Genomic DNA, 26,080 nt, shown 5'->3' on the forward strand with positions numbered 1-26,080 from the left:
CGTACTGCGGCACCTCGGCCTCACTCATCGTCGGTCTCCTCCTCGCTCGTCGCGTCGTCGTACTCGTCGGCCACGTCGACGTCGCCGTCCTCGCTGCCCGCCCACCGCACGGTGAGCTCGCCGAGCGGACGAGCCTGGTCGAAGGCGATCGCCCCCTCGCGGAAGAGCTCGAGCAGCGCGAGGAACCGGGAGACGACGACGGCGGTCGAGGCGGCGTCGTCGGTGAGCGCGCGGAAGGTCGCGGAGCGCGTGCGGCGCAGCCGGTCGACGAGGATCGCCGCCTGCTCGCGCACGGACACGACCGGCGCGTGCAGGTGGCCCAGGTCCACCTGCGGCGGGCCGGGGCGCGGGGCGAACGCAGCGGCGGCGAGCTCGGCGAGCCGCTCGGGTCCCACGCGCAGGACGAGCTCGGGCAGCAGGGCGGCGAAGTGCGGCTCGAGCCGGACCGAGCGCGGGTAGGACCGCGAGCCGGTGGCCCAGCGACGCTCGAGGTCGGCGGCCACCTGCTTGTAGGCGCGGTACTGGAGCAGCCGGGCGAAGAGGAGGTCGCGGGCCTCGAGGAGCTCGAGGTCCTCCTCGTCCTCCACCGAGCCACGCGGCAGCAGCCGGGCGGCCTTGAGGTCGAGGAGCGTCGCGGCGACGACGAGGAACTCGCTCGCCTGGCCGAGGTCCCAGTCCTCCTGACCGGACAGGTGGGCGATGAACTCGTCGGTGACCTGCGCGAGGGCCACCTCGGTGATGTCGAGCTTGTGCTTCGCGATGAGCGAGAGCAGCAGGTCGAAGGGTCCGGAGAAGTTCTCCAGCGTCACCGCGAACGGCGCGCGGCCGTGCCCGTCGGACGCCTCGGGTGGGACCGCCGCCGGGTCAGGCGACGTCACCGCGGGCGACGAGCTCACGGGCCAGCCTCCGGTAGGCCTCGGCGCCCGGGTGGCTCGGGGCGTAGGTCGTGATCGGCTCGGTGGCGATGGTGGCGTCGGGGAACTTGATCGTCCGGTTGATGACGGTGTCGAAGACGCGGTCGCCGAAGCCCTCACGGACGCGCTCGAGCACCTCGCGGGCGTGGAGGGTGCGCCCGTCGTACATGGTGACGAGGATGCCGTCGAGCTGGAGGCGCGGGTTGATCCGCTCGCTCACCTTGTCGATCGTCTCCATGAGGAGCGCGACGCCGCGCAGCGCGAAGAACTCCGCCTCGAGCGGGATGACGACGCCGTGCGCGGCCGTGAGCGCGTTGACGGCGAGCAGGCCGAGGGAGGGCTGGCAGTCGACGAGGACGACGTCGTAGTCGTCGGCCACGGGGCGCAGCACCCGCGTGAGGGCGTGCTCCCGGGCGACCTCGGTGACGAGGGTGACCTCGGCGGCGGACAGGTCGATGTTCGCCGGGACGATGTCCAGGCCCTCGACGGACGTCTCGCAGATGATCTCCCGGACGTCCGAGCGGGGCTCCATGAGCACCGAGTAGATCGTGCGGTCGAGCTCGTTGGCGTTGATCCCGAGCCCGGCCGAGGCCGCGCCCTGGGGGTCGAAGTCGACGATGAGGACCCGCCGGCCGTACTCCGCCAGCGCAGCGCCGAGGTTGATGGTCGTCGTCGTCTTGCCGACGCCGCCCTTCTGGTTGCACATGGCGATGATGCGGGCCGGCCCGTGGCCGCTGAGCGGCGCAGGCACGGGGAAGTCGGCGGCCTGCCCGGACGTCTGGGCGTCGATCAGGGTCGGCTGCTTGGGGTCGGTCACGGTGCCACGTTAGTTGCCCGTCGCCACCTGAGGCGAGCAGGCGCGCGGAGGTTCGGGCATTCGGCACGCGACGGCGGACGGTCGCCCGGGATGCGGCGGGCGGGCCACGCCCCCATTCTTGGCCTCACGAACCACCTCGAGGAGGAGTCATGGGACTCGGAGACATGGCACGCAAGGCCAAGGACGCGCTCAGCGGCGAGCAGGACGAGCAGACCGGCGTCGACGGCGTCAACGCGGTCGGCACCGCCGGGGGCAGCGGGAAGACCTCGGGCAACACGACGGCCGGGGCCACGGAGCCGGGCCCGGCCGCGACCACCGGCCGCCACCGCGCCGACGGCGAGCCCGACGCCGGCACCGGCGACCACCGCGCCTGACCCCTGCCCGCCCGCGCCCGTGGCGGTCAGCCGCGGGCGCGGGGGTGGGCGGTCGCGTAGACCTCGCGCATCGCCTGGACGGTGACCTGGGTGTAGATCTGCGTCGTCGTCACCGACGCGTGCCCGAGCAGCTCCTGGACCACGCGCACGTCGGCGCCGCCCGCGAGCAGGTGGGTGGCGAAGGAGTGGCGCAGGGTGTGCGGGGAGACGCGGTCGCCCAGCCCCGCGCGGGCCCCGGCGGTCTGCAGCACCGCCCAGGCGCTCTGCCGGCTCAGCGGGTTGCCCCGCTGGTTGAGGAAGAGGGCCGAGGTGCCCCGGCCGGCGTGCGCGAGCACCGGGCGGGCACGCACGAGATAGGCCTCCACCGCCTCCACGGCGAAGCGGCCGACCGGCACCACCCGCTCGCGGCGTCCCTTGCCGAAGAGGCGCACGGTCCCGCCGTCGAGGTCGAGGTCGTCGGCCGAGAGCCCCACCGCCTCGCTGATCCGCGCGCCGGTGCCGTAGAGCACCTCGAGCAACGCCCGGTCACGCAGCGGGACCGGGCCGTCCCCCAGCGACGCGGCCTCGAGCAGCCGCTCCACGTCGTCGGTGCTCAGCGCCTTGGGCAGGCGCCGTGCCGTCGCCGGGGCGCGGACCTCGGCGCTCGGGTCCTGCGGCGCGTGCCCCTCGAGCACGGCGAAGCGGTGCCAGCCGCGCACGGCGACCACCGCTCGCCCGGCGGAGGAGACGGCCAGGGCCCGGCCGCCGTCGGACCCGGCGCGCAGCACCTCGACGTACTCCGCGACGTCGGTCTCCACCACGTCCGACAAACGCCGCCGCCCGCGGCCGCCGAGGTAGGCGGTGTACCGCTCGAGATCGCGCCGGTAGGCGGCGAGCGTGTGCTCGCTGAGCCCGCGCTCGACGGCGAGGTGGGCGAGGTACTCCTCCAGCGCCCGCGCCAGGGCAGGCGCGACGGACCGCGCAGACGGTGTCGTCGTGCGGGTCGTCACCGGTCTAGAGGGGCAGGAAGGGGTCGACCGCGACGGCGACGAAGACGACCGTGAGGTAGGTGATCGAGGCGTGGAACACCTTCATCGCCGCGAGCTTGCCGCGCTCGGGGTTCCGGGCGCGCACGAGCAGCCGGACGCAGCCGTAGAGGAACCACGCCCCGGCCAGGCCGGCGACGACGGCGTACACCCACGTCATCCCCGCGACGGGCACGAGGAGGAGCGAGCAGGCGACCATCGCGGCGCCGTAGGCGAGGATCTGCACGCTCACCTGGGAGCTCGAGGCGACGACGGGGAGCATCGGCACCTCGGCGCGGGCGTAGTCCTTGCGGAAGCGCATGGACAGCGGCCAGTAGTGCGGCGGCGTCCAGAAGAAGATGATCCCGAAGAGGACGACGGCGGGCCACTGCACCGTCCCGGTGACGGCCGACCAGCCGATGAGCACCGGCATGCAGCCCGCGGCCCCGCCCCAGACGATGTTCTGGCTCGTGCGCCGCTTGAGCAGCATCGTGTAGCCGACGACGTAGATGGCGATCGCGCCGAGGGCCAGCCAGGCCGAGGCCCAGTTGACGAGCAGGCCGAACCAGAGGAAGGCGAGGACGCCGAGGACGATCGCGAAGACCGTCGCCTGGCGCACCGACAGCACGCCGGTGACGAGCGGGCGCTGCTTCGTCCGGTTCATCAGCCGGTCGATGTCCCGGTCCAGGATCATGTTCCACGTGTTGGCCGAGCCGGCCGCCGCGTACCCGCCGACGACGGTCGCGACGGTGAGCCACAGCCCGGGCCAGCCGTCAGCGGCGAGGAAGAGCGTGGGGATCGTCGTGATGAGCAGGAGCTCGACGATCCGGGGCTTGGTGAGGGCGACGTAGGCCCTCAGCCGGTCACCCCTCGTGCTCGACGGACCGGCAGGTCCGGGGCTTGACCGGAGGGTCGAACGGTCGGACACGGCGGGTGCACCTTCCTCGGTCTGGCGTCCGGGCGCCGGCTCCACACTTCGCACGCGTCGTTCCACTTCCCATCTCACGGTCCGGCCGTCAGGGACAGCGCAGGTCCCGTCATCCTACGGTCCAGGGAGCGCGTCCTGGCCCAGCGCGCACCGCCGCGTCGCTGCCGAGTTGCTCACACCCGGGTGCGGCCCGGGCACCAACTGGCAACAATCCCGGCGTGGCGGAGAGCGGCGATAGGGTCCAAGCATCCGTTGTTCTCCCGGCCGCTCGTCGGCCGGCCTGTGACACACACCCGAGGGAGACCTAGTGAGCGACACCAGCAGCCGGACCGGCTGGACCGATCTCGACCACCGGGCGGTCGACACCGCCCGCGTGCTCGCCGCAGACGCCGTCCAGAAGGTCGGCAGTGGGCACCCCGGCACGGCGATGAGCCTCGCGCCGGCCGCCTACCTGCTCTACCAGAACGTCATGCGTCACGACCCGGCGGACCCGCACTGGCTCGGCCGCGACCGCTTCGTCCTGTCCGCCGGCCACTCGGCCCTCACCCAGTACATCCAGCTGTACTTCTCCGGGTACGGGCTCGAGCTCGAGGACCTGCAGGCGCTGCGCACGTGGGGCTCCCGCACCCCGGGTCACCCGGAGTACCGCCACACCGACGGCGTCGAGGTGACCACCGGCCCGCTCGGCCAGGGCCTGGCCAACGCGGTCGGCATGGCCATGGCCGCCCGTCGCGAGCGGGGTCTGCTCGATCCCGACGCCGCCCCGGGCACCAGCCCCTTCGACCACAACATCTACGTCATCGCCTCCGACGGCGACCTCCAGGAGGGTGTGACCTCCGAGGCGAGCTCCATCGCCGGCACCCAGGAGCTGGGCAACCTCATCGTCATCTGGGACGACAACCGGATCTCGATCGAGGACGACACGAACATCGCCTTCACCGAGGACGTCCTCGCCCGCTACGCCGCCTACGGCTGGCACACCGAGCGGGTCGACTGGACCCAGGGCGACACCACCTACGCCGAGGACACCGACGCGCTCCTCGCCGCGGTCCGCGCCGGCCAGGCCGAGACGCGCCGCCCGACGATGATCGCGCTGCGCACGATCATCGGCTGGCCCTCCCCCACGAAGCAGAACACCGGCGCGATCCACGGCTCCGCGCTGGGCGCCGAGGAGATCAAGGGCCTCAAGGAGGTCCTCGGCTTCGACCCCGAGCGCACCTTCGAGGTCGCCGACGACGTCATCGCCCACGTCCGCAAGGTCCGTGACCGGGGCGCCGCCGCCCGCGAGGAGTGGGACCGCCACTACCAGGCGTGGCGCACCGCCAACGCCGAGGGCGCCGCCCTGCTGGACCGCCTGCGCACGCGCGAGCTGCCCGAGGGCTGGGCCGACGCGCTGCCCACGTTCGAGGAGGGCAAGGCGGTGTCCACCCGCGCGGCCTCCGGTGAGGTCCTCAGCGCGCTGGCCCCGGTGCTGCCCGAGCTCTGGGGCGGCTCCGCCGACCTCGCCGGCTCGAACAACACGACGATGAAGGGCGAGCCGTCCTTCCTGCCGGTCGAGCGCTCCACCAAGATGTTCCCCGGCAACCCCTACGGCCGCACCCTCCACTTCGGCATCCGTGAGCACGCGATGGGCTCGATCCTCAACGGGATCACCATCCACGGCCTCACCCGCCCCTACGGCGGCACGTTCCTCACCTTCTCCGACTACATGCGCCCGGCCGTGCGCCTCGCCGCGCTCATGGGCGTGCCGAGCACGTTCGTGTGGAGCCACGACTCCATCGGCCTCGGTGAGGACGGCCCGACGCACCAGCCGATCGAGCACCTCGCCGCGCTCCGCGCCATCCCGGGCCTCGACGTCGTCCGTCCCGCGGACGCCGCGGAGACCGCCGTCGCGTGGCGCACGATCCTGGAGAACACCGAGCGGCCCGTCGGCCTCATCCTCACCCGCCAGAACGTGCCCAACCCGGCGCGCGGCTCCGGTGCGGCCGAGGGCGACACGCTGGCCAGCGCCGAGGGCACGGCCCGCGGTGGCTACGTCCTGGCCGAGGCCGCCGGCGGCACGCCGCAGGTCATCCTCATCGCCACCGGCTCCGAGGTGCAGATCGCGCTCGAGGCCCGCGAGATGCTCCAGGCGCAGGGTGTGGCCACGCGCGTCGTGTCGATGCCCTCGCGCGAGTGGTTCGCGCTGCAGGACGACGCCTACCAGGAGGAGGTCCTGCCCGGCTCGGTCAAGGCGCGCGTGTCGATCGAGGCGGCCATCGCCCAGGGCTGGCACGAGCTCGTCGGCGACGCCGGCCGCTGCGTGAGCCTCGAGCACTACGGCGCCTCCGCCGACTACCAGCGCCTCTACGAGGAGTTCGGCATCACGGCCGAGGCGACCGTCGCCAAGGCTCACGAGTCGCTGGCCGCCGCGGGGACCGACTCCCCCGGCGCCGACCAGGAGCCCTCCCGCGGGGGTACGGGCGACCTGCCCAAGTAGCGGCACCGGTCCGGCGGCGGCAGACTGCCGCCGCCGGACCGCACCGAAGGAGGAGCAATGACGAACCACCTCGCTGAGCTCAGCGACCTCGGGGTCTCTGTCTGGCTGGACGACCTGTCGCGCGAGCGTCTCGAGGGTGGTGGCGCGCAGTCCCTGTCCTCCCTCATCGCCGACGACCACGTCGTCGGCGTGACGACCAACCCGTCGATCTTCGCCTCCGCGATGTCCGAGGGGACGCGCTATGACGCGGACCTCGCGCGGCTCGCCGGCGAGGGCGCCGACGTCCCCACCGCGATCACCTCCCTCACCACGGCCGACGTCCGCGCCGCCTGCGACTGCTTCGCCGAGGTGAGCGAGCGGTCCGACGGCGTCGACGGCCGGGTCTCCATCGAGGTCGACCCGTACCTCGCCCACGACACCGACGCCACCCTCGCCCAGGCGCGCGAGCTGTGGCGGCTCGTCGACCGCCGCAACCTCCTCGTCAAGGTCCCGGCGACGCTCGAGGGGCTGCCGGCGATCACCGCGGCCACCGCGGAGGGCATCAGCGTCAACGTCACCCTCATCTTCTCCCTCGACCGCTACCGCGCCGTCGCCCTCGCCTACGTCGACGGCCTCGAGCGGGCGCACGAGGCCGGCGTCGACCTCTCGACCATCCACTCGGTCGCCTCGTTCTTCGTCTCGCGCATCGACACGGCGATCGACGCCCGGCTCGACGAGCTCGACTCCGAGGACGCCCGCGCGCTGCGCGGGAAGGTGGCCGTCGCCAACGCCCGGCTCGCCCACGAGGCCTACGAGGAGATCTTCGGGACCGAGCGCTGGGCCGATCTCGCAGCGGCCGGGGCCCGGCCGCAACGCCTCCTGTGGGCCTCCACCGGCGTCAAGGACCCGGCCTACCCCGACACGAAGTACGTCGAGGAGCTCGTGGTCCCCGGCGTCGTCAACACGATGCCCGAGTCCACCCTCCGTGCGGTGGCCGACCACGCCCGGCTGAGCGGGGACACCGTCCACGGGCGCGAGGACGAGGCGCGCGAGGTGCTCGCCTCCCTCGAGCGGTACGGCATCTCCTACCGCGACGTCATGGAGGCCCTCGAGGCCGAGGGGGTGGCCAAGTTCCAGCAGAGCTGGGACGAGCTGGGCGAGCGGGTCCGGACCGGGCTCGAGGCTCCGGGCCGGCAGTGAGCCCCGTCGACGCGGTCGTCACCTGGGCCGGCGACGAGGGCGCCGCCGTCGTCGAGGTGAGCGCCACGGGCGACGCGGCAAAGGCCGTCCACGCCGTCGTGCCCGACCTGCTCGCCGACCGCGTCGCCTCCCGGGTCACCGCCCAGGACACGACCGTGTGGGGCGAGGAGCTCGCCGAGCACGTCGCGGACCGGCTGGGCTGGACCGACCTGCACCAGACCTCCCGGGGACTCGTCGATCGGCTGGCCACGCTGCGCGCCGAGCTGCGTGCGGAGGGACTGGACCGGGTCGTCCTCGCCGGGATGGGGGGCTCCTCGCTCGCCGCCGAGGTCATCGCCGGCACGCTCGGCGTCCCGCTCACCGTCCTCGACTCGACGGCGCCCGCCGCCGTCGAACGTGCCCTCGGCGGCGACCTGCGCCACACGGTCCTCGTCGTGTCCTCGCGCTCGGGCACGACCGTGGAGACCGACTCGCACCGTCGCGCGTTCGTCGCGGCCCTGCGGGCCGAGGGGCTGGATCCCGGTCCCCACGTCGTCGTCGTCACCAAGCCGGGCTCCCCGCTCGAGGAGCTCGCCCGCACCGAGGGCTACCGCGAGGTGTTCGCCGCCGACCCGCGGGTCGGCGGGCGATACTCCGCCCTGTCCGCCTACGGGCTCGTGCCCAGCGCCCTGGCCGGCGTCGACGTCGGCCGGCTGCTCGACGAGGCGGCCGAGGTCGCGCCCTTCCTCGCCGAGGACACCGAGGCCAACCCCGCCCTCGTCCTCGCCGCCGCGCTCGTCGGCACCCGCCCGCTGCGCGGGACCGTCGCCCTCGTCGACGCCGGCAGCGGCCTGTACCACTTCGGTGACTGGGCCGAGGAGCTGCTCGCCGAGTCGCTCGGCAAGGACGGCCACGGGCTCGTCCCTGTCGTCGTCGACGCGACCGCGCCCGAGGCCACCGACCACGCCCCCGGCACGCTCCCCGTGCTCCTGAACCCGCTCCTCGACGACGACGACGCCGCGACCGCCGTCGAGGAGGTCGCCGACCCGTCGGTGCCCACCCGGCACGTCGCCGTCAGCGGCGAGTTCGAGACCGGCGCCCCGGTCGCGCCCACCGAGGTCACCGTCGCAGGCTCCCTCGGCGGGATGTTCCTCCTGTGGCAGTACGCCGTGTCGATCGCCGGACGCGTGGTCGGGGTCAACCCCTTCGACCAGCCGGACGTCGAGTCCACCAAGGCGGCCACCCGGGAGTTCCTCGGCGGCATGCCCTCCCTCGAGCCGCCCGCGTTCACCGACTCCGGCGTCGAGGTCCGGGCCACGCGCGCGCTGCTCGACGGCGCCCGGACCGTGCCCGACGCCGTCACCGCCCTGCTCGAGCGGCTCGACCCCGAGCACGGCTACCTCGCCGTCCTCGCCTACCTCGACCGGGAGGGGCGCGCCGCCGAGATGCTGCGCGGCGTGCGCGACCTCCTGGCCCGGCGCACCGGGCGCCCGGTCACCTTCGGCTGGGGCCCGCGTTACCTGCACTCCACGGGCCAGCTGCACAAGGGCGGCCCGCCCCACGGCGTCTTCCTCATGGTCACCGGCGGACCGGCCTCCCACCTGGCCGTCCCGGGCCGTGACTTCGACTTCGCCGAGCTCGTCACCGCCCAGGCCGACGCCGATGCGCGGGTGCTCACCGGCCTCGGACGGCCGGTCCTGCGCCTGCGCGTGGACACCCCGGACGCTCTCGCCTGGCTCACCGGTAGTGTGTCGCGCCGTACCCCCTGACAGGGCCGTGAGGAGACCATGAGCACCGCACCGACCCCGCCCGGCAACCGCCTGCGCGATCCCCGAGACCGCCGTCTACCGCGCATCGCCGGGCCGGCCGGCCTGGTGATCTTCGGTGTGACCGGGGATCTGGCCAAGCGCAAGCTGCTGCCGGCCATCTACGACCTCGCGAACCGCGGGCTGCTCCCGCCGTCCTTCGCCCTCACCGGGTTCGCCCGGCGCGACTGGTCGACCGAGGACTTCGCCCAGATCGTCCACGACGCCGTGAGCGAGCACGCCCGCACGGAGTTCTCCGAGCGCACGTGGGAGCAGCTCGCCTCGGGCTTCCGCTTCGTCCAGGGCGAGTTCGACGACGACGCCGCCTTCGACGAGCTGGCCCGGACGGTCGCCGCGCTCGACGCAGAGCGGGGCACCGGCGGCAACCACGCCTTCTACCTCTCCGTGCCGCCGCGGTCCTTCCCGCTCGTGCTCAACCAGCTCAAGCGCTCCGGGCTGTCCCAGCCGAGCGCCGACACCTGGCGCCGCGTGGTCATCGAGAAGCCCTTCGGCCACAACCTCGAGTCCGCCCGCGAGCTCGACGCCGTCGTCTCCGAGGTCTTCCCGGAGGACTCCGTCTTCCGCATCGACCACTACCTGGGCAAGGAGACGGTCCAGAACATCCTCGCGATGCGGTTCGCCAACCAGCTCTTCGAGCCGGTGTGGAACAACCACTACGTCGACCACGTGCAGATCACGATGGCCGAGGACATCGGCATCGGCAGCCGCGCCGGGTACTACGACGGCATCGGCGCGGCCCGCGACGTCATCCAGAACCACCTCCTGCAGCTCCTCGCGCTCACCGCGATGGAGGAGCCCTTCTCCTTCGACGCCAACTCCCTGCGCCGCGAGAAGGAGAAGGTGCTCTCCGCCGTCCGGCTCGGGGACGACCTCGCGACCTCCACCGCCCGCGGGCAGTACGCCGCGGGGTGGCAGGGCGGGGAGCACGTGCGCGGCTACCTGGAGGAGAACGGCATCGGGTCGGACTCCATCACCGAGACCTACGCGGCCATGCGCCTGGAGGTCGACTCCCGACGCTGGGCGGGCGTCCCGTTCTACCTCCGCGCCGGCAAGCGGCTCGGACGACGCGTCACCGAGATCGCCGTCGTCTTCAAGCGGGCCCCGCACCTGCCCTTCGACCTCGGCGACTCCGGGGCGCTGGGCCAGAACGCGATCGTCTTCCGCGTCCAGCCGGACGAGGGCGTGACCATCCGGTTCGGGGCCAAGGTGCCGGGCACGGCGATGGAGGTGCGCGACGTGTCGATGGACTTCGGCTACGGCAACGCCTTCACCGAGAACTCCCCCGAGGCCTACGAGCGCCTCATCCTCGACGTCCTCCTCGGCGACCCGCCGCTCTTCCCCCACCAGCGCGAGGTCGAGCTCTCCTGGCAGATCCTCGACCCGATCACCGAGTACTGGGAGTCCGCCGGGCAGCCGGAGGCGTACGCGCCCGGCTCATGGGGCCCCGCCGGTTCCGACGAGATGCTGGCCCGCGACGGTCGTCGCTGGCGGATGCCGTAGGGAGACGACGACATGATCACCACGATGCGCGCCACCACCGCCGCGGCCGTGAGCGCCCGGCTGTCCGCGATGCGCCGCTCCAGCGGAGCCCACACCTTCACCCGGGTGCTCACCCTCATCATCGTCGCCGACGACCTCGACGGCGCCGAGCGCGGGATCAAGGCAGCCAACGGCGCCTCCCGTGAGCACCCGTGCCGGATCATCGCCGTCGTCGCCGGCTCCGGGGACCGCCCGGCGACCATCGACGCGCAGATCCGGGTCGGCGGGGACGCCGGCCTCAGCGAGGTCGTCATCCTCCAGCCGAGCGGCGAGCCGGCCGGCGCGATCGACACGCTCGTCATGCCGCTGCTCCTGCCCGACGCCCCGATCGTCGTGTGGTGGACCGGCCAGCCGCCCGCCGAGCCGAGCAAGGACCCGCTCGGGGCGATGGCCCAGCGGCGGATCACCGACGTCACCGCCTGCACCGACCCGCTCGCCACGCTGCGCTCCCTCGCCCCCGGCTACGCGCCGGGCGACACGGACCTCGCCTGGGCACGCGTCACGCTGTGGCGCGGCCTGCTCGCCGCGACCCTCGACGAGCCGCCGCACGAGCCGATCACCGGGGTGCGCGTCGTCGGGGCCCACCGCCGCCCCTCGGTGTACATCCTCGCCGCGTGGCTCGCCGAGTCGCTCGGCGTGCCGGTGGAGATCGGCATCGAGGAGTCCAGTGCCGTCACCCGCGTCGAGCTCGACCGCGACCGCGGGCCGATCACACTGAGCCGTCGTCCCGGCGGCAACGTCGCCGTCCTCACCCGTCCCGGGCGCATCGACCAGCGCATCAACCTGCCCGAGCGCACGCTGGCCGACTGCCTCACCGAGGAGCTGCGCCGGCTCGACGCCGACGAGACCTACGGCCGTGTCCTCACCCAGGGCCTGGCCCTCGTCCAGGAGGCGGAGCAGCAGTGACGGCCACCGACCACACGCACGTCGTCGTCCACCCGGACGCCGACCTCCTCGCCCGTGCGACCGCGTCACGGTTCCTCCTCGCGCTGATCGACGCGCAGTCGGTGACGAGCCCGGTGCACGTCGCCCTCACGGGCGGCAGCATCCTCGTCGACACGCTGCGTGCGGTCGCCGCCGACCCGCTGCGCGACGCGGTGGACTGGACCTCGGTGCACGTGTGGTGGGGCGACGAACGGTTCGCGCCGCAGGGCCACCCCGACCGCAACGACGGCGACGCCCATGCCGCCCTGTTCTCCGCGGTCCCGCTGCCGCCCGAGAACATCCACGCCGTCCCCGGTCCCGACCGGGTGGCCGACGTCGCCGCGGCCGCACGGGCCTACAGCGAGGAGCTGGAGCGCTACGCCCCGGAGGGGGCGCGGGTGCCCGAGCTCGCCGTCGTCCTCCTCGGGATGGGGCCGGACGGCCACGTCGCCTCCCTGTTCCCGGGCCGCCCGAGCCTCGACGTCGACGCGCTGGGCGCGCTGGCGGAGACGGACTCCCCCAAGCCGCCGCCCGAGCGCGTGAGCCTCACCCTGCCGACACTGTGCTCGGCCGACCAGGTGTGGCTCGTCGTGTCCGGCGAGGGCAAGGCGCCCGCCGTGGCCGCCGCGCTGGCCGGCACGTCGCTCCCGGAGTCCCAGGGAGGCACTGACGACGGCTCGAGCGTCCCCGCCGGCCGCGTCCACGCCCGCGGCCGCACCCTCTGGCTCCTCGACCTCCCGGCGACCACAGCCCTCCCCACCGCCTGACTCTCCCTCCCCGCCGACAGCCGACTTCCGCCCGACAGCCGAGTTCCGCCCGACAGCGGGATTGCGCGCGACAGCCGACTTCCGCGCGACAGCGGGATTCCGCGCGACAGCGGACTTCCGCCCGACAGCGGGATTGCGCGCGACAGCGGACTTCCGCACAGACTCCGACGTGTGCAGTGTCCGCTGCTAGGACTGAACGAGAAGTCGCCGCCACTATCTGCGAGACCAATGCAGATCCTGGGCATCAAGCGGCACAAGCGGCATCCCAGCCGGTAACTCCGCTTTCGCGAGAAACTCGGCCGTCGCGAGGAAGTCGGCTCTCGCGCACAAGTCGACTGTCGGGAGAAAGTCAGCTGTCGCGAGGAAGTCGGCTCTCGCGCACAAGTCGACTGTCGGGAGAAAGTCAGCTGTCGCGAGGAAGTCGGCTCTCGCGCACAAGTCGACTGTCGGGAGAAACTCGGCTGTCGCGAGGAAGTCGGCTCTCGCGCACAATCCCGCTGTCGGGAGAAACTCGGCTGTCGCGAGGAAGTCGGCTCTCGCGCACAAGTCGGCTGTCGGCGGAGCTGGGGCGCGCGCGGGGTGGGCACTGGCCGGCAGCGGCGTTGCTGGCCGGGCAGGTGCTGCTGCGGGCGCGGGGTGGTTCCGCGCCCGCGGGCGTCGTGCTCTAGCGGTCGCGGGTGGAGACGCCGCTGCGGCGGGCGCGGAGGGCGGTGAGCGCCTCCTCCAGCAGGGCCTCGCCGTCGGCGTCGGTGCGCCGCTCCTTCACGTAGGCCAGGTGGGTCTTGTAGGGCTCGTTCTTCGGCGCCTCGGGCGGCGCCTCACGGTCCTGCCCGGCGGGCAGCCCGCAGCGCGGGCAGTCCCAGGTCTCCGGGATGACGATCTCCGGCTCCTTGGCGAAGCTCGGACGCGTCTCGTGCGCGTTCGCGCACCAGTAGGACACCCGGACCCGCGGCGCCGCCTCACCGCGCTCCGTCTCGCCCATGGGCCCTGCCCCGACCCGCGAGCCGCGGATCGCGCTACCTCCAGCCATGTCCCTCTCCCCCGCTCAGACGAACCGCTGCATCAGGCCGAGCAGCACGATGACCGTCGCCCAGATGACCGAGATGCCGATGGTGATGCGGTTGAGGTTCCGCTCAGCCACACCCGAGGAGCCGATCGAGGAGCTGATGCCACCACCGAACATGTCCGACAGGCCACCGCCCTTCCCCTTGTGCATGAGAATGGACAGGATGAGGAAGATGCTGGTGAGAACCAGCACCACCTGCAGGGCGATCCGGAGTGCATCCACGAGCCTGCGGCTCCTTTCGAAGGTCGGGCGGGCGCGGCTCAGCCGCAACCCGTCAAGGATAGGTGATCCGGGCGACGTCCGGGACCACCTTCCGCCCGGGACACGCCAGGTCCCCGGCCGGTGACCCGGCCGGGGACCATGTCGGTGTCTCGTCAGGCGTGCTGCTGGTAGCGCGCGATCGCCGCGAACTCCTCGGCCTGGAGGCTCGCGCCGCCCACGAGGGCGCCGTCGACGTCCTCCTTGGCCATGATCGAGGCGACGTTCCCGGACTTCACAGAGCCGCCGTACAGGACGCGCACGGTGTCGGCGACGTCCTGGTCGTACAGCTCGGCGAGACGGGTGCGGATCGCGCCGCAGACCTCCTGCGCGTCCTCCGGGGTCGCGACCTCACCGGTCCCGATCGCCCAGACGGGCTCGTAGGCGATGACGGTCTTCTTCGCGGCGTCGGCGTCGAGGCCGGCGTACGCGCCGTCGACCTGCGCCAGGGTGTAGGAGACCTGGTCGCCCGCCTTGCGGACGTCCAGCCCCTCCCCGACGCAGATGATCGGGGTGATGCCGTGGCCGAGTGCCGCCTTCGCCTTGGCGCCGACGAGGGCGTCGTCCTCGGCGTGGTACTGCCGGCGCTCGGAGTGCCCGACGACGACGTAACTCGCGCCCAGCTTGGCGAGCATCGTGCCGGAGATCTCACCGGTGTAGGCACCCTTCTCCTGGGCGGAGACGTCCTGGGCGCCGTAGCGGATCTGCAGCTTGTCGCCGTCCACGAGGGTCTGCACGGAGCGCAGGTCGGTGAACGGGGGCAGGACGACGACCTCGACGGCGTCGTAGTCGTGGCCCTTGTCCTTGAGCTCCCACGCGAGCTTCTGCACCAGGTGCGTGGCCTCGTGGTGGTCGAGGTTCATCTTCCAGTTGCCCGCCATGAGCGGGGTGCGGTTCGCCATGAGGTCAGTCTCCCAGAACCGCGACGCCCGGGAGCTCCTTGCCCTCGAGGAACTCGAGGCTGGCGCCGCCACCCGTGGAGATGTGGTCGAACTTCGACTCGTCGAAGCCGAGGATGCGCACGGCAGCGGCGGAGTCGCCACCGCCGACGATCGTGAAGCCGGCCGCGTCCTGCATCGCCTGGGCGACGGCCTTGGTGCCGTTGGCGAAGGCGTCGAACTCGAAGACGCCCATCGGGCCGTTCCAGACGATGGTCCTCGCCTGGGCGATCTTGTCGGCGAACAGCTTGGCGGACTCGGGGCCGATGTCCAGGCCCATCTGGTCGGCCGGGATCGCGTCGGCCGGCACGACGGTCGCGGGGGCGTCGGCCTTGAACTCGGGTGCCACGACGATGTCGACGGGCAGGACGATCTCGACGCCGTTGGCCTCCGCGTCACGCAGGTAGCCCTTGACGGCCTCGATCTGGTCCTCCTCGAGGAGCGAGGTGCCCACCGAGTAGCCCTTGGCCGCGAGGAAGGTGAAGACCATGCCGCCACCGATGAGGAGCTCGTCGGCCTTGGTGAGCAGGTTGCCGATGACGCCGAGCTTGTCGGACACCTTCGAGCCACCGAGGACGACGGCGTAGGGACGCTCGGGGTTGCCGGTCGCCTTGCTCAGGGAGTCGATCTCCTTGAAGACGAGCTTGCCGGCCGCGTGCGGCAGGCGCTTGGCGACGTCGTAGACGCTGGCCTGCTTGCGGTGCACGACGCCGAAGCCGTCGGAGACGAAGGCGTCGGCGAGGGAGGCGAGCTCGTCGGCCAGGGCGCCGCGCTCGGCGTCGTCCTTGGACGTCTCGCGGGGGTCGAACCGGATGTTCTCCAGGAGCAGCACCTCGCCCTCGCCGAGGGCATCGGCCTTGGCCTTGGCGTCCTCGCCGACGGTGTCGGCGGCCAGGGTCACGGGCTTGCCGAGGAGCTCGCCCAGCCGCTGCGCGACGGGGGCGAGGGAGTACTTCGGGTCAGGGCTGCCCTTGGGGCGGCCGAGGTGAGCGGTGATGATGACCTTCGCGCCGGCGTCGAGCAGCTCGGTCAGCGTCGGCAGCGCGGCGCGGATGCGCCCGTCGTCGGTGATGGTCGTCCCGTCGAGGGGGACGTTGAAGTCGGAGCGGACGAGCACGCGCTTGCCGCGCAGGTCGCCCAAGGTGTCGATGGTCTTCATGGCTCTCCAGGTGCTGGGTGCGGACAGACGAACGTCCGCGTGCGCCGGGCGTTCGGCGGCACGCGGACGTCCGTTCACTGCAGGGTGAGGACGGGGAGCCTCAGAGGCGCTCGCCCACGTAGGTCGCGAGGCCGACGAGCGAGGCGGAGTAGCCGTACTCGTTGTCGTACCAGCTGAGCACCTTGACCTGGTCGCCGATCACCTTGGTGAGGCCGGCGTCGAAGATCGAGGTGTGCGGGTCGCCCACGATGTCGCTGGAGACGATCGGGTCCTCGGTGTACTTGAGGATGCCCTTGAGCTCCGGGGACTCCGCGGCGGCCTTCATCGCGGCGTTGATCTCCTCGACCGTGACCCCCTCCTTCTCCACGGTGAAGGTGAGGTCGGTGGCCGAGCCGGTCGGGGTGGGAACGCGCATGGCGTAGCCGTCCAGCTTGCCCTTGAGCTCGGGCAGCACGAGCGCGACGGCCTTGGCCGCACCGGTGGTGGTCGGGACCATGTTGAGGGCGGCGGCGCGGGCGCGACGAAGGTCGCGGTGCGGGCCGTCCTGCAGGTTCTGGTCGGCCGTGTAGGCGTGGATGGTCGTCATGAGGCCGCGGACGATGCCGAAGTTCTCGTGAAGGACCTTCGCCATCGGCGCGAGGCAGTTGGTGGTGCAGGACGCGTTGGAGAAGATGTTGTGCTTCTCCGGGTCGTAATCGGTGTGGTTGACACCCATGACGAAGGTGGCGTCCACGTCCTTGCCGGGCGCGGAGATGATGACCTTCTTGGCCCCACCCTCGAGGTGCGCCTTGGCGGCCTCGCCGCTCACGAAGCGCCCGGTGGACTCGATGACGATGTCCGCGCCGATCTCACCCCACGGCAGCTTGGCCGGGTCCTTCTCGGCCAGCGCACGGACCTTGCGGCCACCGACGGTGATGCTGTCCTCGTCGTAGGTGACGTCCTCGGCCAGCACGCCCATCACGGAGTCGTACTTGAGGAGGTGAGCGAGGGTCTTGTTGTCGGTGAGGTCGTTGACACCGACGATCTCGATGTCCGCACCCGAGTTGAGCACGGCGCGGAAGAAGCTGCGGCCGATGCGGCCGAAGCCGTTGATACCGACGCGGATGGTCACTATGTCCTCCTCCAGTGCGCCGGTAGGCGCACGCATGTCGTCTGAAGTTGTTGCTGCTGCGCTCGAAGCGCTGCACCGGGTCCGCCAAGAGCGGCGGGCCTTCCGGATGGTCCCCAACCTACACCGGGACAAAAGGGACCGCAGGGACGTAGGTCCGAGCTTTCGCCGTCCGGAATGTCCGCCCCGCGCGAACGGCGCGCGGGGGTGTGAGGCGCTTCACGCGCAGGAACGGCGTGGCGCCCTGGACGTCTCAGAGGTCGAGCATGTCCGGGGTGAGAACGGCCTCGGTGTCGACGATCCCGAGCTCGTGGGCGCGCTTGTCGGCCATGGCGAGCAGCCGCCGGATGCGCCCGGCGATCGCGTCCTTCGTCAGCGGCGGGTCGGACAGCGCACCGAGCTCCTCGAGGCTGGCCTGCTTGTGCGCCAGGCGCAGCTGCCCGGCCTGGTAGAGGTGGTCGGGGACACCGTCGCCGAGGATCTCGAACGCGCGCTCGACGCGGGCCCCGGCGGCGACGGCCGCGCGGGCGGAGCGGCGCAGGTTCGCGTCGTCGAAGTTCGCCAGCCGGTTGGCCGTCCCACGAACCTCGCGGCGGGTACGCCGCTCCTCCCAGGTGAGGACGGCGTCGTGGGCGCCCATCCGGGCGAGCATGGCGCTGATGTCGTCGCCGTCGCGGATGACGACGCGATCGACCCCGCGGACCTCGCGGGCCTTGGCGCTGATGCCGAGCCGGCGGGCGGCGCCGACGAGCGCGAGAGCCGCCTCGGGGCCCGGGCAGGTGATCTCCAGGGCGGAGGAGCGTCCGGGCTCGGTGAGCGAGCCGCGGGCGAGGAACGCGCCGCGCCAGGCGGCGACGGACTCCCCCACCCCGGCGGAGACGACGGCGGGCGGCAGGCCGCGCACGGGGCGGCCGCGGCCGTCGAGCAGGCCGGTCTGGCGCGCGAGGGACTCCCCGTCCTTGACGACGCGGACGACGTAGCGGTTGCCGCGCTTGAGGCCACCGCCGGAGACGACGACCACGTCGCTCGTGTGGCCGTACAGCTCGGCCATGGCCTGGCGCAGCCGACGGGCCGCGACGCCGAGGTCGAGCTCGGCCTCGATGACGATCCGGCCCGAGATGATGTGGAGCCCGCCGGCGAAGCGCAGCGTCGCGGCGACCTCGGCCTTGCGTGCCGACACCTTGTCCACCTGCAGCCGGGCAAGCTCGTCCTTGACGGACGCCGTCAGCGACATGGCCGACTTCCTCCCACTCACTGTGCCCCCTGGTTCCTGCGCCGCGGGTCGTGGCGCACCCTGCACGATCTCACGACCCACGGCGTGCTCAGCCCTGCTCGGCGGTGGTCTCCCCCACATCACCGAGTACGTCGTCGAAGGCATCACGGTACGCCGCGGCGAGCCGCAGCGGGTCGTGTCGCGGGGTCCCGTCCCCGGCGGCGACCTGGCGTAGCAGCACCTGCGCGCCGAGGGTGCGGGCGGCTTCCAGCAGCTCGTCGAGGTCGTCCCCGACGGCGGCCGGGTCGGCGATGACGACGTCGAGCCGCATGTCGGGCGCGTGCTCGAGGAACGTGCGCAGGTGGTCGGCCGCGGACATGCCCTCGGTCTCCCCCGGCTGGGCGGAGAGGTTGAGGGTGAGCGCCCGGCGCGCGTCCGTCTCCTCCAGGGCGCGGGCGAGCTCGGGCACGAGGAGGTGCGGGATGACCGAGGTGTACCAGGAGCCCGGCCCGAGGACGACCCACTCGGCGTCGCGCACGGCGCGCACCGCCTCGGGGTGCGCCGGCGGGTCGTCGGGGATGAGGCGGACGGACTCGATGCCCCCGCTCGTCACCGCCACGCGGGACTGGCCGCGCACGGTGTGCAGGTGGTCCGAGCCGGCGAGGTGCACCTGCGCCTCGATGTCGAGCGGCACGGAGGCCATCGGCAGGACACGCCCGCGCACGCCGAGCAGCCGTCCGACCCAGGCGAGGCCGTCGGCCTCGTCACCGAGCAGCTCCCACAGGGCGATGATGAGCAGGTTGCCCACCGCGTGGCCGTCGAGCGGGCCACCGGAACGGAAGCGGTGCTGCAGGACGTCGCGCCAGGTGAGACCCCACTCCGACTCGTCGCACAGGGCGGCCAGAGCCATGCGCAGGTCACCCGGCGGCAGCTTGCCGAGCTCGACCCGCAGCCGCCCGGAGGAGCCCCCGTCGTCGGCGACCGTGACGACGGCGGTGATGTCGCTCGACACGTGCCGCAGGGCGCCGAGCGTCGCCGCCAGGCCGTGGCCGCCACCCAGCGCCACGACACGTGGCCCCCGGCCGGCCCCCCCGAGGGCGGGCCACGGATCGGTCGTCACTCGCGCCCCACGTCGCGGTGCAGCGTGCGGACCCGCAGCCCGTTGGAGCGCAGCCCCTCGGCGATGGCCTCGGAGATGGCGACCGACCGGTGGCGTCCGCCGGTGCAGCCGACCGCGATCGTCACGTAGTGCTTGAGCTCGCGCTCGTACCCGGCGATCGCCGGCAGGAGCGTCTTCACGTAGTTGTCGACGAACTCCTCCGCGCCCGGCTGGTCGAGGACGTAGCGGTTGACCGCCTCGTCCTTGCCGGACAGGTGGCGCAGCTCGGTGACCCAGTACGGGTTGGACAGGAAGCGCACGTCGACGACGTGGTCGGCGTCCAGCGGCAGCCCGTGCTTGAAGCCGAAGGACACGAGGGTGATCTGGACGGGCTGGGCGGCGTCCTCACCGAGCCGCTGGCGGATGTGGCGCGCGAGGTCGTACGGGCTGAAGCTCGTCGTGTCGATGATCGTGTCGGCGCGGCGCCGCAGCTCGGCGAGCAGCTCGCGCTCCCGGGCGATCCCGTCGAGGATGCGCCCGTCGCCCTGGAGCGGGTGGGCGCGGCGGACCTGCTCGTAGCGCCGGACGAGCTCGGCGTCGTCGGCCTCGAGGAAGAGGATCCGGTAGTCCGTGCCGTGCCGGCGCAGCTCGTCGAGGATGTTGACGAGCTCGGCGAAGAACTCCCCGCTGCGGACGTCGACGACGGCGGCCAGGCGCTTCACGCCGCTGTCGGAGGCCGACATCATGCGGGCGAGCGGCTCGAGCATCCGCGGGGGCAGGTTGTCGACGACGAACCAGTCCATGTCCTCGAGCGTGTTCGCCACCCGGGTGCGGCCCGCGCCGGACATGCCGGTGATGATGAGCAGCTCGCGGCGGTCCACCTCGGGGGGCGGTGTGCTCTCGTCGAGGGCGGGGATGCCCTCCGGCACGGTGGGCGGTCCTTGGTCCTCGGGCAGCCCACGGGCCACCGCGTCTGCTCCTGCGCTCGTCATGTTCCTAGGATGCCAGGCCGGGCCCGGGGCCGTCGGCGGAGCCGGACGCGGCCCCGGCCGGCTCGGGCGTGGGCGCGGAGCCGGCGACGTCCGGGGAGGCGCCGTCGGCCGGACTGGCGGCGGTCGGGGCGGTGGGGGTCGTGCGCAGCGCGTCGACGACGGCCTGCGCGGTCCGCAGCCCGACGCCCTTGACCGCGGCGATCTCCTCCGGCGTCGCCCGGCGCAGGTTGGCCACCGAGCCGAAGTGCGCGAGCAGCGCCTTCTGCCGCGTGGGGCCCAGGCCGGGGACGTCGTCGAGCACAGAACGGGTCATCGCCTTGCTGCGCCGGCCACGGTGCGCGGTGATCGCGAAGCGGTGGGCCTCGTCGCGCAGCCGCTGGAGCAGGTAGAGGCCGGCGCTCGTCCGTGGCAGGACGATGGGGAAGTCCTCCCCGGGCAGCCACACCTCCTCCAGCCGCTTGGCGAGGCCGACGAGTGCGACGTCCTCGACGCCGAGCTCGTCGAACACCCGCTGGGCCGCGTTCACCTGGGGCTGGCCGCCGTCGACGACGACGAGGTTGGGCGGGTAGGCGAAGCGCGACGGGCGACCGGTCTCGGGGTCGACGGGGCCCGAGACGAGGGGCTTGCCGTCGTCGTCGGTGGCTTCCTCGCGCGCGGTGCGGTAGTTGCGGAAGCGGCGCGAGAGGACCTCGGCGATGGCCTCGGTGTCGTCCCGGGCGCCGCTGCCGTCGGCACCGCGCACGATGAACCGGCGGTAGGCGCTCTTGCGGGGCAGGCCGTCCTCGAAGACGACCATCGAGCCCACCTGGTGCGTGCCCTGGGTGTGGGAGATGTCGTAGCACTCGATGCGCAGCGGCGCCTCCGGCAGGTCGAGCGCCTCGGTGAGGTCCGACAGCGCCTGGGACCGGCTGGTGAGGTCCCCCGCACGCCGGGTCTTGTGGAGGACGAGGGCGTGCTCGGCGTTGCGCCGGACGGTCTGCGCGAGCGCGCGCTTGTCGCCGCGTTGCGGGACGCGGACGTCGACGTTCGCGCCCCGCAGGCCGCGCAGCCAGGTCGTCACCTGGTCGACGTCCGGCGGGAGGACGGGGACGAGGACCTCGCGCGGGACGGCGGTGCTGCGGGTCGCGGTCCGTTCCTCGGCGTCGGGGTCGATGTCGCCGTAGACCTGCTGGAGCAGGCGCTCGACGAGCTCGCCGTCGTCGAGCTCCTCGACCTTCTCCACCACCCAGCCCCGCTGGCCGCGCACCCGTCCGTCGCGCACGTGGAAGACCTGGACGGAGGCCTCGAGCTCGTCGGAGGCCATGGCGAAGACGTCGGCGTCCGTGCCGTCGGGCAGGACGACCTCGTTCTTCTCCACGACCCGCTGCATCGCGCCGAGGTCGTCGCGCAGCCGTGCGGCGCGCTCGAAGTCGAGGGCGGCGGCGGCGGAGCGCATCTCCTGCTCGAGACGACGGACGAACGGCCGCGTCTGGCCGCCCATGAACGTGCAGAAGTCCTCGGCGAGGGCGCGGTGGTCCTCCGGGGAGATGCGCCCGACGCACGGCGCGGAGCACTTGTCGATGTAGCCGAGGAGGCACGGGCGCCCGGCCCGCTCGGCGCGCCGGTAGACCCCGGCGGAGCACGTGCGGATGGGGAAGACACGGAGCATGAGGTCGACGGTCTCCCGGATCGCCCAGGCGTGGCCGTAGGGGCCGAAGTACCGGTTGCCCTTGCGCTTGGCGCCGCGCATGACCATGGCGCGCGGGATCTCCTCCGACATCGTCACCGCGAGGTACGGGTAGGACTTGTCGTCGCGGTACTTGACGTTGAACCGCGGGTCGTACTCCTTGATCCAGGAGTACTCGAGCGCGAGGGAGGCCACCTCGGTCTCGACGACGGTCCACTCCACCGACGCCGCCGTCGTCACCATCTGGCGGGTGCGCGGGTGCAGGCCGGCGACGTCCTGGAAGTAGCTGTTCAGCCGGTTGCGGAGGTTCTTCGCCTTGCCGACGTAGATGACCCGGCCGTGCGCGTCGCGGAAGCGGTAGACCCCCGGTGAGGTGGGGATCTCCGACGGACGCGGGCGGTAGGTGGAAGGGTCGGCCATGCCCCTCAGCCTACGTTCGGCTCCACCGCGGGAGGTGCGGGCTGCACCCGGACGGGGCAGGCGAGAGAGCGGACGATGTGGTTCTGCGCCCGGGCGTCCTCGTGCAGCCGCGCCGCGGCCTCGTCGCTGATCGGCTGGGCGTAGGTCACCCGCGGACGCAGCACGATGTCGGAGAACGGGCCGGAGTTCGAGCCCTCGACCCGCTCGGTCGCCGTCGCGACGTCCGTGTAGCCGACGACGACGACGCCGTGCGCCGCCGCCGTGCGCAGGAACCAGAGCATCTGTGCCTGGGAGACGGCGCCGACGAAGAGCTCCTCGGCCTTGTACCGGGCGACGTCGGAGGCGACCTTGCGGTCGGACGTCGCGAGGAGGGTCGGCTTGCCCTCGACACGGACCTCGTGGTCCCGCGAGTAGGACGTGTAGCTCCTGGTGCCGACCTCGTCCGCGCCGGTCCAGTCGACGGTCACCGTGTAGGTGTGCAGTGCTCCCATGACCTCACCCTAGCCGGGCGTGGCGCACGTCACGCCGCGATACGCCGGGGTCAGACCCCGAGCTCCAGCGGCTGGTGGGACGGGGACTCGGCGAGCACGTCCGCGAGGAACCGGCCGGTGTGCGAGCCCTCGACGCCGGCGACGTGCTCGGGCGTGCCCTCGGCGATGACCGTGCCACCGCCGGACCCGCCCTCAGGACCCATGTCGATGACCCAGTCGGCGTTCTTGATGACGTCGAGGTTGTGCTCGATGACGATGACCGTGTTGCCCTTGTCGACGAGGTTCTGCAGCACCTCGAGCAGCTTGCGGATGTCCTCGAAGTGGAGCCCGGTCGTCGGCTCGTCGAGCACGTAGGCGGTCCGGCCCGTCGTGCGGCGCTGGAGCTCGGAGGCGAGCTTGACGCGCTGCGCCTCGCCACCGGAGAGGGTCGTGCCGCTCTGCCCGAGGCGGACGTAGCCGAGCCCGACGTCCACGAGCGTGCGCAGGTAGCGCGAGATCTTCTGCGAGGCGCCGAAGAACTCCGCGGCCTCGGCGATCGGCATGTCGAGGACCTCGGCGACGGTCTTGCCCTTGTAGCGGACCTCGAGGGTCTCGCGGTTGTACCGCGCGCCGTGGCAGACCTCGCACGGGACGTAGACGTCCGGGAGGAAGTTCATCTCGATCTTCAGCGTGCCGTCACCCTTGCACGCCTCGCAGCGCCCGCCCTTGACGTTGAAGGAGAAGCGCCCGGGGGCGTAGCCGCGGACCTTCGCCTCGGGCGTCTCGGCGAAGAGCTTGCGCACGTGGTCCCACACGCCGGTGTACGTCGCCGGGTTGGAGCGCGGCGTGCGGCCGATCGGGCTCTGGTCGACGTGGACCACCTTGTCGAGGTGCTCCAGGCCGGTCACCCGCTTGTGCCGGCCGGGCACCCGGCGGGCGTTGTTCAGCTCGTTGGCCATGACGGTGTAGAGGATGCCGTTGACCAGGCTGGACTTGCCCGAGCCGGACACCCCGGTGACCGCGATGAAGCAGCCGACCGGGAAGTCGACGGTGACGTTGCGCAGGTTGTTCTCCCGCGCGCCGACGACGCGGACCATGCGGCCCTTGTCGACGGGTCGGCGCACCGGGGGCATGGGGATGGAGCGTCGTCCGGAGAGGTAGGCGCCGGTGACGGAGCGCTCGTTCTCGAGCAGGCCCGAGTAGTGCCCGGAGTGGACGATGTGGCCGCCCGCCTCGCCGGCGCCCGGACCGATGTCCACGACCCAGTCGGCCACGCGGATGGTGTCCTCGTCGTGCTCGACGACGATGAGCGTGTTGCCGAGGTCGCGCAGGCGCACGAGCGTGTCGATGAGCCGGCGGTTGTCGCGCTGGTGCAGACCGATGCTCGGCTCGTCGAGGACGTACAGGACGCCGACGAGGCCCGAGCCGATCTGGGTGGCGAGCCGGATGCGCTGCGCCTCTCCGCCGGACAGCGTGCCCGCGGGGCGCGACAGCGAGAGGTAGGTGAGCCCGACGTCGACGAGGAAGCCGAGGCGCGCGTGGATCTCCTTGAGCACCTGCCCGGCGATGGCCTGCTCCCGGTCCCCCAGCTCGAGGGCGTAGAGGAAGGGGCTGATCTGGTCGATCGGCATGTCGCACAGCTCGGCGATCGACAGGCCGCCGACCTTGACGGCGAGCACCTCGGGCTTGAGCCTGGCGCCCTTGCAGGTGGGGCAGGCGACCTCGCGCATGTAGCCCTCGTACCGCTCGCGCGAGGACTCGGACTCCGTCTCGGCGTGCTTGCGCTCGACGAACGCGACGGCGCCCTCGAAGCCGGTCGTGTAGGCGCGGTCGCGGCCCCACCGGTTCCGGTACTTCACGTGGACCTTGTAGTCCTTGCCGTACAGGACGGCCTCCTTGGCCCGCGCCGGCAGCGCGCGCCAGGGCACGTCCACGGAGAACCCGAGGTCCTCCCCCAGCGCCGTGAGCAGGCGCAGGAAGTACTCCGAGGAGGCGCGCGCCCACGGCTGGATCGCGCCCTCGGCGAGGGAGAGCTCCTCGTCCGGGACGACGAGCTCGGGGTCGACCTCGAGCCGGGACCCGATGCCGGAGCACTCGGGGCAGGCGCCGTAGGGCGCGTTGAAGGAGAAGGTGCGCGGCTCGATCTCGTCGAGCTGCAGCGGGTGGTCGTTGGGGCAGGCGCGCTTCTCGGAGAAGCGGCGCTCACGCTCGGGGTCGTCGTCCGGGAGGTCGACGAGCTCGGCGATGAGCAGCCCGTCCGCCAGCCGCAGGGCGGTCTCGACGGAGTCCGCGAGCCGCTGGCGCATGCTCTCGCGGACGACGAGACGGTCGACGACGACGTCGATGTCGTGCTTGACCTTCTTCTCCAGGGTCGGCGGCTCGGCGAGCGAGACGACGGTCCCGTCGACGCGGGCGCGCGAGAAGCCGGTGGACTGCAGCTCACGGAAGAGCTCGCTGTACTCGCCCTTGCGGCCGCGGACCACGGGGGCGAGGACCTGGAACCGGGTGCCCTCGGGCATCTCACGGAGCCGGTCGACGATCTGCTGCGCGGTCTGGGCGGTCACCCGCTCGCCGCACACCGGGCAGTACTGCGTGCCGGCCCGCGCGTAGAGGAGGCGGAGGTAGTCGTAGATCTCGGTGATCGTGCCGACCGTCGAGCGCGGGTTGCGGCTGGTGGACTTCTGGTCGATCGCGACCGCCGGGCTCAGGCCCTCGATGAAGTCGACGTCCGGCTTGTCCATCTGGCCGAGGAACTGGCGTGCGTAGGACGACAGCGACTCGACGTAGCGCCGCTGGCCCTCGGCGAAGATCGTGTCGAACGCAAGGGACGACTTTCCGGAGCCGGACAGGCCCGTGAACACGATCAGGCTGTCGCGAGGAAGCTCGAGATCGACGCCACGGAGGTTGTGCTCGCGCGCGCCGCGGACGACCAGCTTTTCACTCACCCGGAGATGATACGAG

At 72.4% G+C, this 26,080-nt stretch carries 22 protein-coding genes; 7 read left to right on the forward strand and 15 right to left on the reverse strand.

Going from position 1 to position 26,080, the window contains the following annotated elements; all coding sequences use genetic code 11:
• Nucleotides 1–20 precede the first annotated feature (20 nt).
• Together FE251_RS07910 and FE251_RS07915 are read right to left on the reverse strand one after the other, a co-directional pair.
• Complete coding sequence (locus FE251_RS07910) at nucleotides 21–896, reverse strand: segregation and condensation protein A (protein WP_139071070.1); 876 nt, start codon at nucleotides 894–896, stop codon at nucleotides 21–23.
• The gene (locus tag FE251_RS07915) at nucleotides 865–1,731 is read right to left on the reverse strand and encodes a ParA family protein (protein ID WP_330998284.1); all 867 of its coding nucleotides are present in this window, start codon (nucleotides 1,729–1,731) and stop codon (nucleotides 865–867) included. Before FE251_RS07915 ends, FE251_RS07910 begins: the two co-directional genes overlap by 32 nt.
• A gap of 149 nt (nucleotides 1,732–1,880) precedes the next feature.
• Between FE251_RS07915 and FE251_RS07920 the strand changes: the two genes are divergently transcribed.
• Nucleotides 1,881–2,105: a hypothetical protein gene (locus FE251_RS07920; RefSeq protein ID WP_139948426.1), complete on the forward strand. Its 225-nt coding sequence runs from the start codon at nucleotides 1,881–1,883 to the stop codon at nucleotides 2,103–2,105.
• A 26-nt stretch (nucleotides 2,106–2,131) separates the two neighbouring features.
• Here FE251_RS07920 and xerD read toward each other — a convergent pair whose 3' ends face one another.
• Nucleotides 2,132–3,094, reverse strand: coding sequence for a site-specific tyrosine recombinase XerD (xerD, locus tag FE251_RS07925; protein WP_139948427.1), 963 nt, complete (start codon nucleotides 3,092–3,094; stop codon nucleotides 2,132–2,134).
• 4 nt (nucleotides 3,095–3,098) lie between these two features.
• Nucleotides 3,099–4,037 carry a heme o synthase gene (locus FE251_RS07930; RefSeq protein ID WP_139071072.1) on the reverse strand — a complete coding sequence of 313 codons (939 nt, stop codon included), beginning with the start codon at nucleotides 4,035–4,037 and terminating at the stop codon, nucleotides 3,099–3,101.
• Nucleotides 4,038–4,344: 307 nt separating this feature from the next.
• Between FE251_RS07930 and tkt the strand changes: the two genes are divergently transcribed.
• From tkt to pgl, 6 genes are read left to right on the forward strand one after another with little or no spacing between them, the layout of a single operon-like run.
• Nucleotides 4,345–6,516: a transketolase gene (gene tkt / locus FE251_RS07935; RefSeq protein ID WP_139071073.1), complete on the forward strand. Its 2,172-nt coding sequence runs from the start codon at nucleotides 4,345–4,347 to the stop codon at nucleotides 6,514–6,516.
• 57 nt (nucleotides 6,517–6,573) lie between these two features.
• The gene (tal, locus tag FE251_RS07940; protein WP_139072887.1) at nucleotides 6,574–7,695 is read left to right on the forward strand and encodes a transaldolase; all 1,122 of its coding nucleotides are present in this window, start codon (nucleotides 6,574–6,576) and stop codon (nucleotides 7,693–7,695) included.
• Nucleotides 7,692–9,443: a glucose-6-phosphate isomerase gene (locus FE251_RS07945; protein WP_139948428.1), complete on the forward strand. Its 1,752-nt coding sequence runs from the start codon at nucleotides 7,692–7,694 to the stop codon at nucleotides 9,441–9,443. Before tal ends, FE251_RS07945 begins: the two co-directional genes overlap by 4 nt.
• 18 nt (nucleotides 9,444–9,461) lie before the next feature.
• Complete coding sequence (zwf, locus tag FE251_RS07950) at nucleotides 9,462–11,000, forward strand: glucose-6-phosphate dehydrogenase (protein WP_139072889.1); 1,539 nt, start codon at nucleotides 9,462–9,464, stop codon at nucleotides 10,998–11,000.
• Nucleotides 11,001–11,012: 12 nt separating this feature from the next.
• Nucleotides 11,013–11,945 (forward strand): glucose-6-phosphate dehydrogenase assembly protein OpcA, encoded by a 933-nt coding sequence (locus FE251_RS07955; protein WP_139072890.1) that lies wholly within the window; start codon nucleotides 11,013–11,015, stop codon nucleotides 11,943–11,945.
• Entirely contained in the window at nucleotides 11,942–12,730 is a 789-nt protein-coding gene (gene pgl, locus FE251_RS07960; RefSeq protein ID WP_139948429.1) for a 6-phosphogluconolactonase, read from the forward strand. Before FE251_RS07955 ends, pgl begins: the two co-directional genes overlap by 4 nt.
• Nucleotides 12,731–13,394: 664 nt before the next feature.
• Here pgl and FE251_RS07965 read toward each other — a convergent pair.
• From FE251_RS07965 to uvrA, 11 genes are all read right to left on the reverse strand, one after another.
• On the reverse strand, nucleotides 13,395–13,760 hold the full coding sequence (locus FE251_RS07965) for an RNA polymerase-binding protein RbpA (RefSeq protein ID WP_139072892.1): 366 nt from the start codon (nucleotides 13,758–13,760) through the stop codon (nucleotides 13,395–13,397).
• A gap of 15 nt (nucleotides 13,761–13,775) precedes the next feature.
• Nucleotides 13,776–14,018: a preprotein translocase subunit SecG gene (gene secG / locus FE251_RS07970; protein WP_139072893.1), complete on the reverse strand. Its 243-nt coding sequence runs from the start codon at nucleotides 14,016–14,018 to the stop codon at nucleotides 13,776–13,778.
• Between the two features lie 152 nt (nucleotides 14,019–14,170).
• Entirely contained in the window at nucleotides 14,171–14,956 is a 786-nt protein-coding gene (gene tpiA, locus FE251_RS07975) for a triose-phosphate isomerase (RefSeq protein ID WP_139072894.1), read from the reverse strand.
• Nucleotides 14,957–14,960: 4 nt separating this feature from the next.
• Entirely contained in the window at nucleotides 14,961–16,151 is a 1,191-nt protein-coding gene (locus tag FE251_RS07980) for a phosphoglycerate kinase (protein WP_139072895.1), read from the reverse strand.
• A gap of 100 nt (nucleotides 16,152–16,251) precedes the next feature.
• Entirely contained in the window at nucleotides 16,252–17,262 is a 1,011-nt protein-coding gene (gene gap / locus FE251_RS07985) for a type I glyceraldehyde-3-phosphate dehydrogenase (protein ID WP_139072896.1), read from the reverse strand.
• A 250-nt stretch (nucleotides 17,263–17,512) separates the two neighbouring features.
• Nucleotides 17,513–18,493, reverse strand: coding sequence for a DNA-binding protein WhiA (gene whiA / locus FE251_RS07990; protein WP_139072897.1), 981 nt, complete (start codon nucleotides 18,491–18,493; stop codon nucleotides 17,513–17,515).
• Between the two features lie 88 nt (nucleotides 18,494–18,581).
• Nucleotides 18,582–19,538 carry a gluconeogenesis factor YvcK family protein gene (locus FE251_RS07995; RefSeq protein ID WP_456237465.1) on the reverse strand — a complete coding sequence of 319 codons (957 nt, stop codon included), beginning with the start codon at nucleotides 19,536–19,538 and terminating at the stop codon, nucleotides 18,582–18,584.
• Between the two features lie 50 nt (nucleotides 19,539–19,588).
• A complete protein-coding gene (gene rapZ, locus FE251_RS08000) occupies nucleotides 19,589–20,563 on the reverse strand; it encodes an RNase adapter RapZ (protein WP_139072899.1) in 975 nt (324 codons plus the stop codon).
• Between the two features lie 4 nt (nucleotides 20,564–20,567).
• A complete protein-coding gene (uvrC, locus tag FE251_RS08005) occupies nucleotides 20,568–22,649 on the reverse strand; it encodes an excinuclease ABC subunit UvrC (RefSeq protein WP_139948430.1) in 2,082 nt (693 codons plus the stop codon).
• A 5-nt stretch (nucleotides 22,650–22,654) separates the two neighbouring features.
• The gene (locus tag FE251_RS08010) at nucleotides 22,655–23,140 is read right to left on the reverse strand and encodes an OsmC family protein (protein ID WP_139072901.1); all 486 of its coding nucleotides are present in this window, start codon (nucleotides 23,138–23,140) and stop codon (nucleotides 22,655–22,657) included.
• A gap of 50 nt (nucleotides 23,141–23,190) precedes the next feature.
• A complete protein-coding gene (gene uvrA / locus FE251_RS08015) occupies nucleotides 23,191–26,064 on the reverse strand; it encodes an excinuclease ABC subunit UvrA (RefSeq protein WP_179954745.1) in 2,874 nt (957 codons plus the stop codon).
• Nucleotides 26,065–26,080 lie beyond the last annotated feature (16 nt).

Origin of the sequence: Georgenia wutianyii (assembly GCF_006349365.1) — a bacterium.
In the GTDB taxonomy this organism is placed as follows: domain Bacteria; phylum Actinomycetota; class Actinomycetes; order Actinomycetales; family Actinomycetaceae; genus Oceanitalea; species Oceanitalea wutianyii.